Origin of the sequence: Mesorhizobium sp. B2-4-19 (assembly GCF_006441315.1) — a bacterium.
Lineage (GTDB): Bacteria > Pseudomonadota > Alphaproteobacteria > Rhizobiales > Rhizobiaceae > Mesorhizobium.
In genome coordinates this window covers 302406-315621 of record NZ_VFUV01000003.1, presented here as the reverse complement: position 1 = coordinate 315621, position 13216 = coordinate 302406, and the positions used below count along the sequence as shown (strand labels likewise).

Sequence of the window (13216 nt, the reverse complement as noted above, 5' to 3'; positions counted from 1 at the left end):
CCTATCGCTCCGCTTCGATGAACGCCTCGATCTTGTCCGGCGCCAATCCGGCCTGCTGCGCGATACGGCGGGCAAGGTCGGCCGCTGCCGTGCGCGGTCGCCCCAGCGGCCGGTCGAGCCAATAGGACACCGGATTGAGCGCGGTGCGCTCGTCGACCGCGGTGATTCGGCCCGACTGCAACTGATGCCCGGTCAGCGGCGGGCGCGCCAGCGCAATGCCGAGCCCGTAGGCGGCGGCGTCGAGCACCAGATTGTAGTCCTCGAAGCGGCGATCTTGTGGGCGTGGGCGATAGTCCATGCCCTGCGCGGCGAACCAGGCGCGCCAGCCGGAAGCGTCGGAATCGTTGATCAGCGGGAATTTGAGCAGCCGGGCCGGGTCGCCGCGGCCGATCTCGCGTGCCAGTTCCGGCGAGGCCACGGGGAAGACATGCTCTTCGAACAGCTGGATCGAGATGCGGCCGGGAATGCCGCCACGGCCGCAGCGGATCGACAAATCGATGCCTTCATCGGCAAGGTCGGCCTGGCGGATGTCGACATCGAGCACGATGCGCAGCTTGGTGGGATTATTCTCCAGTGCCGCCATGCGCGGCATCAGCCACAGCCCGCTCACCGAGGGGATCGAGGTTAGCCGCACCACCGCCGTGCCGCACGGCTCGACCCAGCGGTCGGAATGGCTCGAAATCAGCGCGAAAGCCTCCGACGTGCGCAGATGCAGCCGGTTGCCTTCGATCGTCAGCGTCACGCCGCGCGCGCCGCGATCGAACACTTTCAGGCCCAGCCAGTCCTCGAGCTTGGCGATCTGCCGGCTGATGGCCCCATGGGTGATGTTGAGCTTCTCGGCGGCCGCGGAAAAACTGCCGGTTCGCGCCGCCGCGTCGAAGGCACGCAGGGTTTCCAGCGGCACCATTGTGTCTGAGCTGTGATCCATAGTCACAGGTGATCCTCGATTTGGTCGTTTGTCAACGGGCGGAAAAAGGCGTTTTGTGGCTTCCAGGACGGGAACAGCATGAGGACGGTGAGATGAGCGCGATGACGGGCACGTTGAATCAGACACAGCGGATGGACACCACGGCCGCCATTGCCGTGGCGCTGACGGTGGTCGGCTGGGCCTCCGCTTTTCCGGCCATCCGTGCCGGCCTGGCCGCCTTCGGGCCGCTGGAACTTGGGTCCCTGCGCTTTGCCATCGCCGCAGTGCCGGCGGCGATCTTCCTTGCCGTCAAGCGTCCGGCGCTGCCCAGGCTCGACGAGGTGTGGCGCCTCGTCTTCGGTGGGGCAATTTTCGTCGCGCTCTACACCGCCATGCTCAATTTCGGCGAGCTGACCGTCTCGGCTGGAGCCGCCGGCTTCATCATCAATGTCAGCCCGATCTTCACTGCCATCATGGCGATGGCGCTTCTGGGCGAACGCTTTTCAAGATGGGCCTGGGCTGGCACGGCGATATCCTTCGTCGGCATCGGCGTCATAGCAATGGCAGACGGACAAGGCTTGCATTTCAATGCTGGCGCACTGCTCGTGCTTGGCTCCGCGCTCTGTTCGGCCGTCAACACCATCGTCCAGAAGCCGCTATTTGCCCGCCATCACCCGCTGACCATCTCGGCCTCCAACATGGTGCTCGGAGCGCTTTGTCTGTCCCCCTTTCTGCCGAGCGGCTTTGCGCAGGCAGCCGTCGCCAACACCGCCGGTCTCGGCGCCGTCATCTTTCTTGGCATCGTGCCCAGCCTGATCGCCTATGCCGCCTGGGCAACAGCGCTATCGCGTCTGCCGGCCGCACGTGCCTCCAATTTCCTCTATCTGGTTTCGCCGATGTCTGCCCTGATCGGCTTCTTCTGGCTGGGCGAAGTGCCGACGCTGCTCGGCATCCTCGGCGGCGCGCTGGCACTCGGCGGCGTCATAGTGGTGAATTTGAAGCGCTAGATCAAAGGGTTGGCTGTCTTTCCTGAATCAGGACGAGAGCCGCGCGTCATCGGCTGATGACGCCGATCTAATGGAATGTGCAGAAGCAAACGGAGCGCAGCAGGGACATCATCTCCGTGAGTTTCCGCAATGGCCGTGCGAGGTACGAGGAGGCTTATGTCTTTGACCGCAAGACCAAGAAGTACCGCCTAAGGAAATGAGACGGTTCCCATCAACAGGATCGCCCACGGGCCGCGTTATCGGCCGCGAAGGTGTATGGCGATGGAAGCGGAAATCGAATCGCCTGCCGTTAGATTGCACTTGCGCCGGACGTCGTCCTTCAGGGGCAAAAGATAGCTCCCGCCCTTGGGAAACAGGGATGTGCCGAACATGAAGCCGTCAATGGCCGCCTCGACAGGTATCACTCCCCAGCCATAGGTCGCGAACTTCGCGACTTTTTTGATCTCTTCGCCATGCCGCTCGGGTATTGGCGCGAAGAAGTATGGCGAAGGGCCCCTCCAGTGGATCACCTCGGCTTCGAATTGGAACCGGACCGTCTGTTCGCCGCTCACAGGCTCACCGCCGCCCGAACAGCCGCTCGATATCGGCGAGCTTCAGCTCGATATAGGTCGGGCGGCCATGGTTGCAGGTGCCGGAACCAGGTGTCGCCTCCATCTGGCGCAGCAGCGCGTTCATCTCCTCGGCCTTGAGCAGCCGGCCGGAGCGAACCGAGCCGTGGCAGGCCATGGTGGCGGCGATCTTGTCCAGCCTTTCCTTGAGCGTTTCGACCGTATCGTTGTCGGCGATCTCGTCAGCGAGATCGCGCACCAGTTGCTGGACATTGGTCTCGCCCAGCATCGACGGCGTCTCGCGCACCGCTACGGCGCCCGGGCCGAAGCGCTCGATGCCGAGGCCGAAGCGGGCGAGCGTTTCGGAGTGCATGGCGAGCCGCTCGGCATCCTCTTCCGGCAGGTCGATGATCTCAGGCAGGAGCAGCATCTGCGAGGGCACGGGGCGCGAATGCAGGGCGTTCTTCAGCGCTTCGTAAACCAGCCGCTCATGCGCCGCGTGCTGATCGACGATGACGAGCGAATCCCTGGTCTGGGCAACGATGTAGTTCTCATGCACCTGCGCGCGTGCCGCGCCGAGCACCGTGCCGAGCAGCGTCTCGGCCGCCTCTCTCTGCCCGGCGCGCGCGTCGGCACTAGCAAGCGCGCCAGTGTCGAACGCCGCCTGACCGGGTTCGCCAAACCCGCCATGCCTTGCGCCGGCGCGCTCGAAGCCCGCACCCTCGAATTGCATGTCCAGAGGCCGCTGCGGCGAGCGCGAGGGATCGAAACCGGTGGAGCCGGATGCATGGAATGCTGCTTCGTAGCTGCGATGGCCGTTGGCCGGGCCGCCATGATTGTAGGGTGCGGCACCCGGCCGGAATGCCGCCATCATGCCCGCGGCTCCCGTCGTGGCCGAGCGGATGCCGGCATCGGCCAGGGCCTGGCGGATGGCGCCGACGATCAGCCCGCGCACCAAGCCCGGATCGCGGAAGCGCACATCGGCCTTGGCCGGGTGGACATTGACGTCGACGATGGCCGGATCGAGCGAAAGAAACAGCACCGTCACCGCGTGGCGGTCGCGCGGCAGCACATCGGCGAAGGCGCCGCGGATGGCGCCGGCGATCAGCTTGTCACGCACCGGCCTACCATTGACATAGGCATATTGCTGCAGCGCGTTGGCGCGGGTGAAGGAGGGGATCGAGACATGGCCGGTCAGGTGCACGCCTTCGCGCATCGCGTCGATGGCGATGGAATTGTCGGGAAACTCGCCCCCCATCACCTGGGCGACACGGCGCAGGCTGCCCTCGGGACTGTCATCGGTCGCCGGCAATTCCAGGGTCGAGCGGTCGGAACCGGCGAGCGTGAACCGCACGGCCGGAAAGGCGATGGCGATGCGCTTGACGACATCGCTGGTCGCCGAGCTTTCAGCCCGCTCGCCCTTCATGAATTTGAGCCGCGCCGGCGTGGCGAAGAACAGGTCGCGCACCTCGACCGTGGTCCCGCGATTGGCCGCCGCAGGCCTGGCGGGCAGCACGCGGCCGCCCTCTATGCCGATCTCGGCGGCGCTGTCGCCCAAAGCCGTGCGCGAGCGGATCGACAGCCGGGATACCGAGCCGATCGACGGCAGCGCCTCGCCGCGAAAGCCGAGCGAGCGGATGTCGTTGATATCCTCGGCGAGCTTGGAGGTGCAGTGGCGCGCGATCGCCAGCGAAAGCTCCGGCTCAGGGATGCCGGAACCGTCATCGGTGACACGGATCAGGTTCAGCCCGCCACCTGAGGTGACGATTTCGACGCGCGATGCGCCGGCATCGAGCGCATTCTCGACCAGTTCCTTGACCACGCTCGCCGGACGCTCGATGACTTCGCCGGCGGCGATCTGGTTGATCATCGTTTCGGAAAGCTGGCGGATGGGCATGGCGACAGTATAGGCGGATTCGTGTCTTGCGGGCGAGGGCGAACTGCGGTGAAACGGTGAAACGGTTTATGCCTGCGCGGCCAGCCAGTCCCTTACCTTGCGGGCATTGTCGCTGAGCTCCCGGTTCTTCGGCCAGACGATATAGAAGGCCTTGCCGGTCCTCAACACATGATCCGTCACCTGAACCAAAAGCCCCGTCGCCAGCAGCCGCTCGGCAAGGTGCCGCCAGCCGAGCGCGATGCCTTGCCCCTCCATCACGCCCTGGATGACCAGGCCATAATCATTGATGCGCAGGCCGCGCGCGGCGTCGCCGAGGCTGCCGCCGGCCGACTGGAACCATTCGTCCCAACTCGCCGCCTCGCGATACGGCTCTTCGAGATGGATGAGACGGTGCTTGGCCAATTCCCCGACGGTCTTCGGCATGCCGAACTTGGCCAGGTAGCTGGTGCCGGCGACGGGGAAAATCTCCTCATCGGCAAGCGGCAGCGAATGGTAGTCGGGCCAGTCCCGGGGCTCGCCGCCGCGCACGGCGAGCGGAATGCCTTCGGCGATGATGTCGAGGTCGCGGTCGGCGGTCTGGATGCGCAGGTCGATGCCCGGCAATTCGTCACGGAACTGCTGCAGGCGCGGCATCATCCAGAACGAGCCGAAGGCGGTCGATGCGGCGAGCGTCACATGGCCACCCGTCGCCTGCAGGCGCAGATCCTCGGCCGACTTGCGTATGTGCGACAAGCCCAGCGAGACATCGGCGTGGAAGCGTTCGCCGGCTTCGGTCAGGCTGACCTGCCGGTGGCGGCGCTGGAACAGCTTGGCGCCGAGCTGCTCTTCCAGCCCGCGCACCGCGTAGGAAACGGCGGCCTGCGTCATGCCGAGCTCGCGCCCCGCGGCGGTGAAGCTCGACAGCCGGCCGGCCGCTTCGAAGACGATCAGGCTGCCGGCGGAGGGCAGGAGGTGGCGCAGGCTTCGCATAAGCACAGCTTATACAGAAGATCAGGATTTTCCAGCGTCACAGCCATATTTCGGGTCGCTAACGTGGTGGCGGGAAGAAGGAGGCTCCATGAACGTACCGGCCGTCGAATTGACCGAACAGACCCATCGCCGCGGCGGTGGCCGTGTTGGCCGCAAGGCGCTCAGAAGCGCTCCGATCGCTTCCTTTCCGACCTTGGTGCGCAACATCCCCGTCTATGAGATCGTGCCTAACGAGGCGGTGGAACTGATCCACGAGGAATCGCTCAAGATCCTCGAGGAGGTGGGCTGCGAATTCCGCGACGACGGCGCGATCGAGCTCTGGAAGGCGGCCGGTGCCGACGTCAGGGAGACGCGTGTCCGCATCGACCGCGCGCTGCTGATGGAGCTCGTCTCGAAGGTTCCGTCGGAGTTCACGCTCAATGCACGCAACCCCGAGCGCACCGTGCGCGTCGGCGGCAAGAACTCTATTTTCGTGCCGATGTATGGTGCGCCCTACGTCCGCGACCTCGACAATGTCAGACGCTATGGCACGCTCGCCGACCTCAACAATTTCCACAAAATGGCCTACATGGCGCCGGCGCTGCATTCCTCGAGCTCGGTCATCTGCGAGCCGATGGAAATCGCGGTGCCGAAACGGCATCTGCACATCATCCACTCGGCGCTGAAGCATTCCGACAAGCCGTTCATGGGCATAGTGACGTCGAAGGAGCGCGCCGAGGACACGATGGCGATGGCTGGCATCGTCTTCGGCGAGGCGTTCGTACGCGACAACCCTGTGCTGGTGGCGATCACCAACTGCAATTCGCCGCTGGTATGGGACGCCACCATGATCGACGCCATGCGGGTCTACGCGAGCCACAACCAGCCGCTGATCCTGGCGCCTTTCGCGCTGTGCGGCGCTTCGACCTCGGCTTCTGCCGTCGGCGCGGTGGCGCAGGTCAACGCCGAGGCGCTTGCCGGCGTGGCGCTGACCCAGCTCATCCGCCCAGGCTCGCCGCAAATCTACGGTCAGTTCATGGTCACGGTCGACATGAAGACCGGCGCGCCGATGGGCGGCACCCCGGAGGCCGCCCAGATGATGTATCTGATGGGCGCGCTGGCGCGGAAATACCGGCTGCCGTGGCGCACCTCGGGATTCCATGTCGGCTCGAAGCTGAACGACGCTCAGGCGGGTTACGAATCGAACATGCTCATGCATGCGGCCATCCTGTCCGGCGCCAATTACATCTGGCATTCCGCCGGCTGGCTGGAAGCCGGCCTGACTTGCGGCTATTCGAAATTCGCGACGGACTGCGAACAGCTTGTCGGCTGGTACAAATACGCCGGGGGGGTGTCCTTCGACGATTTCAAGGAGGCCATGGCTGCGATCCGCGAGGTCGGACCGCAGGGCCATTTCCTCGGCACCCAGCACACGCTCGAACATTTCGAGTCCGCCTTCTTCATGCCCTCGATCATGGATTTCAACTCCTACGAACAATGGAATGCCGAAGGGGCGAAGGACCACGACACGCGCGGCCGCGAGAAGGCGCGCAACATGCTCGCCGATTACGAGGAACCGAAGCTCGACGAGGGTATTGCCGAGGGTCTCAGGGATTTGATCGCGCAGCGCGAGGAGAAGCTGCCGGATACGGTGAGTTGACGCAAAGGGCGAAGACCCGACGGGAACCATAAGGGAGGAAGAAAATGACACTTTTCACAAGCAATGGCGATCGCGTCCCCAGCGCTATCGAGGCCATGGCAAAGGAGGCGCGTGCCGGTCGCATGGACCGGCGTGAGTTCCTGGCGCTGGCAAGTGCCTTCGGTGCGTCGACGGCTCTTGCCTATGGCATGATCGATCTTGCCGCGCCGCGACAGGCCCAGGCCGAGGAGCCGAAGAAGGGCGGCACGCTGCGCGTCTCGATGTCGGTCAAGGCGCAGAAGGACCCGCGCACCTACGACTGGGTGGAACTGGCCAACATTTCGCGCAGCTGGCTGGAGCCGCTGGTGCGCTACACCAGGCAATTCACCTTCGAGCCGGTGCTGCTCGAAAGCTGGGATATCAACGACGACGCCACCGAATATGTCCTGCATGTGCGCAAGGACATCACCTGGAACAATGGCGATGCCTTCAATGCCGATGACGTCGCCTACAATCTGGCGCGCTGGTGCGAGAAAGGCGTCGCGGGCAACTCGATGGCCGCACGCGTCGGCGCGCTGATCGACGCAAAAACCGGCAAGGCGAGGGACGGCGCGATCACCAAGGTCGACGACCACACCGTCAAGCTGAAGCTTAGCGAACCCGACATTTCGCTGATCCCGAACTTTACCGATTATCCCGCGCTCATCGTCCACCGCAACTTCGGTGCCGACGGCGCCGATCCGGTCAAGAAGCCGATCGGCACGGGTCCGTTCGAACTCGTCTCTTACGATGTCGGCCAGAAGGCGGTGGTGAAGCGCCGCGAGAACGGCAAATGGTGGGGTGGCGAGGCGCCTCTCGACGGCGTCGAATTCATCGACTACGGCACCGACTTCAATGCCACGGTGAACGCTTTCGATTCCGGCGAGATCGACCTCAACTTCGAGAGCCCGGCCGATTTCATCGACATTCTCGACAAGATGGGCCTGCAGAAATCCGAGGTTGCGACGGCAACGACACTGGTTGCCCGCACCAACATCACGCACAAGCCCTATGACGACAAGCGGGTGCGCAACGCTCTGCAGATGGCCGTCGACAACAATGCCGTCTTGCAACTCGGTTATGCCGGGCGCGGCACGGTCGGCGAGAACCATCATGTCAGCCCGATCCATCCGGAATATTATCCCCTGCCAAAAAAGCAGCGTGACGCTGCCGGCGCCAAGAAACTGATGGCGGAAGCCGGTCAGGCCGACTTCGAGCACGAACTGATCACCATCGAGGACGATTGGCAGAAGAACACCGGCGACGCGATCGCCGGTCAATTGCGCGATGCCGGCATCAAGGTGAAGCGCACCGTGCTGCCCGGGTCGACCTTCTGGAACGACTGGACGAAATATCCTTATTCGATGACCATCTGGTACATGCGTCCGCTCGGCGTCCAGGTGCTGGCGCTGGGTTATCGCAGCGGCGAGGCGTGGAATGAGTCGGCCTATTCCAATCCCGATTTCGACGCCAAGCTCAAGCAGGCGCTCTCGCTGATCGACGTCGCCAAGCGCAAGGAGGTGATGAAGGACGTCGAGCAGATCCTGCAGGACTCCGGGGTCATCATTCAGCCGTTCTGGCAGAAGCTCTACAGCCACACCAGCAAGAAGGTGAAGAATTACGGCGTCCACCAGACCTTCGAGATGGACCTCCAGAACGTCTGGCTCGACGGCTGAAAGGAGGCCGGGCAGGGGCTTCATGAGCGGCAAAAAAGCCGGTATGCAGGATGCGTGGTGTTGATTGCGTCAAGCCATCAAAAGCCGGAGATTCTGCATGAGACGGACAGTGCTCCTTGCCGCCCTCGCGATAGCCTTACCCGCGGCCGCCTTCGCCGGACCGGCGTCGGACGCCGTGAAGTTCTTCTATGTTCCGGCGGTCAAATTCGAGGCCGATGCACAATACCGGGATCGCTTCACCGCGCCGGTGACGAGACTGTTCGATCTCAACGACCAGGCGACCAAGAAGAATCCCGACCAGGTCGCCTGCATCGACTTCGATCCTGGTCTTGATGCGCAGGATTTCGATCAAAAGACGGTCTCCAAGACCCTGAAATTGTCCGAGACGGTGGATGGCGACACGGCACAAGTAGTGGCAAGCTTCAGGCTGTTTTCGGACGGTGACGATTCGCAACGCGAAATGCGCTGGTCGCTGAAGCAGGTCGACGGCAAATGGAAGGTATCGGACATTGCTTCGAAGACCAGCGACTGGACGCTGAGCCAGCTCGAATGCATCGCGGGCCAAGATCCGGAGTGATTGCCATGGGCCTTGGCCGTTCCGGCCGGCGTCGAAACGGCGGAATCATGTAGCCGCTCGGCAAACCCGGCGCGTGAAGTTTTCTAAATTTCGTGGAACGCCAAGCGCTTCGAATGTAGTGTGAAGACGATGTAACAATGGCATGATGGCGGTTGCGTAGCTTGGCGGATCGCCACCCGCACGAGAAATTCAAATCAGCGATCCGGTTTTGACATCACGTTGCTTTTGACAAGGCGAAGCGCTAGACTTCCTCCGCTTGGTTGTGAACGAATCTCTTGTTCCATTTAGGGGGAATGATCATGAAAATTCTAGGCTACCTATTATCTTCGCTGTTTCTCGCTTTGGCGATGGCGGTGATCGCCACGCCGGCTTCCGCTCAAGCGACCCGGACCTGGGTTTCCGGCGTCGGCGACGACGCCAATCCGTGCAGTCGCACGGCGCCTTGCAAGACCTTTGCCGGCGCGATCTCGAAGACGGCTGTCAGCGGGGAGATCAACTGCCTCGATCCCGGTGGCTTCGGTACGGTGACAATCACCAAGTCGATTACGATTGACTGTGTCTATACGGAAGGCGGGGTTCTCTCCGCCGGAACCAATGGTGTCATTGTCAACGCTCCCGCTGGAAGCGTTGTGCATCTCAGGGGGCTGGATATCGATGGCGTAAGCACAGGCCTAAATGGCGTACGCTTTCTTGGTCAGGGCCAACTGCATATCGAGGATTCGATCATCCAGCGGGTCACCGGCCAGGGCGTGGAAGTCGCGCCGAACGGACCTACCGAAATCTATATCAGCAATACCCGGATATCCGAGGCAGCCACCAATGGCATCCTGATCAAGACGACTGGCGCCGTTGGGATAAATGCTGCGTTCACGCGAACGGAGGTCACAAACAACGGCGCCGGTATCACCGTCGATGGGACGGGTAACACCTTGGCCATAAATATGGCGTTGACAGCGAGCCTGGTCAGCGGGAACGGCGGCAACGGCGTGACCGTGAAGACGGTTGCCGCAGCCTCCCCGGTCCGCGCCACGGTGACAAATACGACGGTGTCGTCCAATGCCGGCGTGGGCGTGAATGCCAATGGTGCGGCTGCCGGCGGCGCCGGCAGTTCGATCGTCACTCTTGGCGGCTCGACCGTGTTCGCCAACTTGACCGGTGTCGGCTCCAGCGGATCGGGTGTGGTGCAGTCGTTCAAGAACAACATGATTTCCGGAAATGTCGCGGATGGCACGCCGCTGACGGCATTCCCTGGACCTGGAGGTGCGCCGCTGCAATAAGCGTCCTGTTGCATGACAGATCATTCCACCGGGCAGTGCTCGCTGTCCGGTGGAATGCAGTGGGACCTGCAGAACAAGCTTTCCACGGACTTTGGGCTTGCTTCAGCTAGCCACTCGGTTCGGTGTTGCATGGCGCCGCGCTGGCAGCCCTCAGGCTGCCTAGCCGCAAGCAACATCTTGAAACCCGATCGATCGCGTTTCGCCGGCGACCGGCAATCAACCCTGAAGCGATTGCAGGATAAATGGAACCATCCCGGCGCGCGGCTTACCCTGATAAAAGCAATGATATGAAGGTCTGAGATAGGGACCGCCAAAGATTGCCTCGTATTCGCTGGCAAAAGCCTCCCACCTGTTTTTGCCCGAGGTCGCCACGGAATCATGGACCTGGTGAAACGTCCCCTCGCTGAGCAGGCAGACATTGCGCGCGTCAGGGCGCGTCACGTAGCGACGAAATATCTCGAGATTTGCCAAGCCGCCGCCTGGGGACGTGAAACGTTCGTCGAAGCCGCCATGTCGGTCGAACAATGCGCGGCTTATCGAGAAAGAATTGCTTTCGGTAATGCCGCCGAAGAAACCACTGCTTGAGGAGCCGGCAAATACCGAAATCCCGAACAGTCCGTCCGACTCGTCGGGCCAGCGCACGGCACGGATCAATCCATCTTCGATCTCCGCCCCATATCCTTCCGGCACCGACTGCATCTGCACCTTGGGACCAATGTGCCAGGACAGCGAGAACACAAAGGCATCCGCCATCCTGTCATGAGCCTTTACACTCTCATCGATCAGTCGTTCGGAGAATATGCGGGCACCATCGATGGCAAACAACAAAATCTCCCCCTTGGCGATTTCGCGCGCAGCCCAATTCAGAGCAAACACCGGGGATTGCCTAGGGTCTGGTGCTCTTACGATTTGCGCATTTGGCGGCAGATTTTCGTATGTGAGCGGCGTGCTTGAACCGTTGTCGACGACGATGACTTCGTATTCATCCGGCCTCAGTCCCTTCTGATAGGGAGCGGTCGCGGACAGGATCGTGCGGGGTGCCTCGCGCGCCATCTCGTAGGCACAGATGATGACCGAGAGGCGCGGCCTGCGCTGCGACGATGCTGGCGCCACGCGTCGGTCCGATTGCATCGAAGCCTTGGTCGCGCGCTGTGCCGCGATGATCCCAAGATCGTTAGCCAACAGATCCGTTGCGCGTGGTTGCATGTGGTCGCGGATGGCGGCGACGGTGGGAAATAACCACTTCCCAGCCAGTATGTCGGCTTCGATGGCGCCATAGTTGGCGGTGAGCACGTCCGACGACGGATCGAGCCGGGTCACCAGGCCGAAACCCTTCATGTCGACATCATAAACCCGAATGTCCAGATCGGGCCGGTAGTGGCGAAGAATAGGTATCAGGCGATAGACATCACCAGTCCAGATCGTTGTATTGCGTTGCCGTGACGCGTAATCCATGTGCTGCGGCAGCAGGTCATCAATGACAATGACGCTGTCCGGGCTGGCATGCTTCTCCAGATTCATGAAATCGCGCAGTGCGAATTCTACAAGATGCAACCCGTCGATGAACGCCAAATCGATGGGTGCCCCGAGAATTTGCGCCACATCGTCGCGTGCGAAGAAACTGTCGCTGGTGGTGTTGAACAACCGCGTGGGGGCGGTCAACGCGACCTTGATCTCATAATCGGGATCGATGCCTATGGCCGGAACTCTTGACAGAGCCAGGCTATAGCCCAGTCTGCAGCCGATCTCGCAATAGTTGGCCGGCCGAAGCGTTTCATGGGTTAGCCCCAAGGCGTCTAGATAGTTCAAGAGACGGTCTTCCTTGTTGACGGAACCTGCCAGGGTACTGGCACAATATACGCAAACCCGCCAGCCAGACATGGCTGTAAGTTTCTCGGTGCCGGCAAGCTTTGGCGTCGTTTGCGTTGCCGATGATCCGCCGATGGTTCCGCTGAAATGATTGTTCTCGAACGGTTGGCGCGGGCAGCCGCGCGAACCGTTCGCCTCGAAGTGCTTGTTGGCTTCCTCAAATTCTGCATCTTTGTGACTAGGTTTCGACGACCAAAGGCTGGACATTCCGCCGGCCTGAACGCATGACCGTTCGAAGCCTGGAGTGATGCGATGGCCCGTCTTATGGCCCTGGTGATCGTGTGCGTTTTGACCTGCGCCGCCGCCGCTCAAGGTCTGTTCGGCTCACCGCCGCCGAACGCGCCGTCCGCCGGCGGCCAGCCTCCAGACAGCAACGCTACGCCTCCTGCCGCAACGCCGGCGCCGCAGGAAAAGCCGGTCGAGTTGCCGCCGGCGGCGCCCGTTCTGCAGGGATCGCCGACGGCAGTGGTGAAGCCCTTTTACGAACATCCCGGGCTGGAACTCGATCCAGCCCAACGCAAGAACTTCATCGATCCAGCGAAAACCGTGCTCGACAAGCGTGACGCGCTGCGCGCTTCGGGTGAGGGCGAATGCCTCGACCCCAACATGGCACTCGACAACGCCGACTACGACAAGCTCGCCGTCGACCGGAGTCTGCGTACGGTCGAGGCCGTCAACGACGACGAGGCCAAGGTGGTCGTCGCGTTCGTTGTCGAAGGTCACCAGCACCGTCTCGAATGGAAGCTCAAGAAGGTTGGCAGCGACTGGAAGATTTCCGATCTTCTGTCGGTGACCGGCGAATGGGCGCTCAGCCAGTATCAGTGCGAATGAG

Annotated in this window: 11 protein-coding genes; 6 read left to right on the top strand and 5 right to left on the bottom strand. The window is 62.3% G+C overall.

Translation table 11 applies throughout. The annotated features are described in order from the left end of the window. Window position 1: 1 nt before the first annotated feature. Complete coding sequence (locus FJ546_RS07605) at window positions 2–928, bottom strand: LysR substrate-binding domain-containing protein (protein WP_140888761.1); 927 nt, start codon at window positions 926–928, stop codon at window positions 2–4. A 92-nt stretch (window positions 929–1020) separates the two neighbouring features. Between FJ546_RS07605 and FJ546_RS07600 the strand changes: the two genes are divergently transcribed. Further along, window positions 1021–1914, top strand: coding sequence for a DMT family transporter (locus tag FJ546_RS07600; protein WP_140888760.1), 894 nt, complete (start codon window positions 1021–1023; stop codon window positions 1912–1914). 236 nt (window positions 1915–2150) lie between these two features. Here the strand turns inward: FJ546_RS07600 and FJ546_RS07595 are convergent, their stop codons facing one another. The 3 genes from FJ546_RS07595 to FJ546_RS07585 all read right to left on the bottom strand — a co-directional run bounded on the left by FJ546_RS07595 (window position 2151) and on the right by FJ546_RS07585 (window position 5328). Then, window positions 2151–2465 carry a DUF1905 domain-containing protein gene (locus FJ546_RS07595; protein WP_140888759.1) on the bottom strand — a complete coding sequence of 105 codons (315 nt, stop codon included), beginning with the start codon at window positions 2463–2465 and terminating at the stop codon, window positions 2151–2153. Between the two features lie 4 nt (window positions 2466–2469). Then, complete coding sequence (gene mutL / locus FJ546_RS07590) at window positions 2470–4359, bottom strand: DNA mismatch repair endonuclease MutL (RefSeq protein ID WP_140888758.1); 1890 nt, start codon at window positions 4357–4359, stop codon at window positions 2470–2472. Between the two features lie 66 nt (window positions 4360–4425). Continuing rightward, on the bottom strand, window positions 4426–5328 hold the full coding sequence (locus FJ546_RS07585) for a LysR substrate-binding domain-containing protein (RefSeq protein WP_140888757.1): 903 nt from the start codon (window positions 5326–5328) through the stop codon (window positions 4426–4428). An 88-nt stretch (window positions 5329–5416) separates the two neighbouring features. Between FJ546_RS07585 and FJ546_RS07580 the strand changes: the two genes are divergently transcribed. The 4 genes from FJ546_RS07580 to FJ546_RS07565 all read left to right on the top strand — a co-directional run bounded on the left by FJ546_RS07580 (window position 5417) and on the right by FJ546_RS07565 (window position 10515). After that, entirely contained in the window at window positions 5417–6967 is a 1551-nt protein-coding gene (locus FJ546_RS07580) for a trimethylamine methyltransferase family protein (protein WP_140888756.1), read from the top strand. Window positions 6968–7011: 44 nt separating this feature from the next. After that, window positions 7012–8661: an ABC transporter substrate-binding protein gene (locus FJ546_RS07575; RefSeq protein WP_140888755.1), complete on the top strand. Its 1650-nt coding sequence runs from the start codon at window positions 7012–7014 to the stop codon at window positions 8659–8661. 97 nt (window positions 8662–8758) lie between these two features. Further along, entirely contained in the window at window positions 8759–9238 is a 480-nt protein-coding gene (locus FJ546_RS07570) for a DUF3828 domain-containing protein (protein ID WP_140888754.1), read from the top strand. A gap of 293 nt (window positions 9239–9531) precedes the next feature. Then, on the top strand, window positions 9532–10515 hold the full coding sequence (locus tag FJ546_RS07565; protein WP_181167846.1) for a right-handed parallel beta-helix repeat-containing protein: 984 nt from the start codon (window positions 9532–9534) through the stop codon (window positions 10513–10515). Between the two features lie 216 nt (window positions 10516–10731). Here the strand turns inward: FJ546_RS07565 and FJ546_RS07560 are convergent, their stop codons facing one another. Further along, window positions 10732–12591 carry a class I SAM-dependent methyltransferase gene (locus tag FJ546_RS07560; protein WP_140888753.1) on the bottom strand — a complete coding sequence of 620 codons (1860 nt, stop codon included), beginning with the start codon at window positions 12589–12591 and terminating at the stop codon, window positions 10732–10734. Between the two features lie 45 nt (window positions 12592–12636). On the opposite strand from FJ546_RS07560, the gene FJ546_RS07555 reads away from it, so the two are divergent. Beyond that, window positions 12637–13215 (top strand): hypothetical protein, encoded by a 579-nt coding sequence (locus FJ546_RS07555; RefSeq protein ID WP_140888752.1) that lies wholly within the window; start codon window positions 12637–12639, stop codon window positions 13213–13215. The last annotated feature ends 1 nt before the right edge of the window (window position 13216 follow it).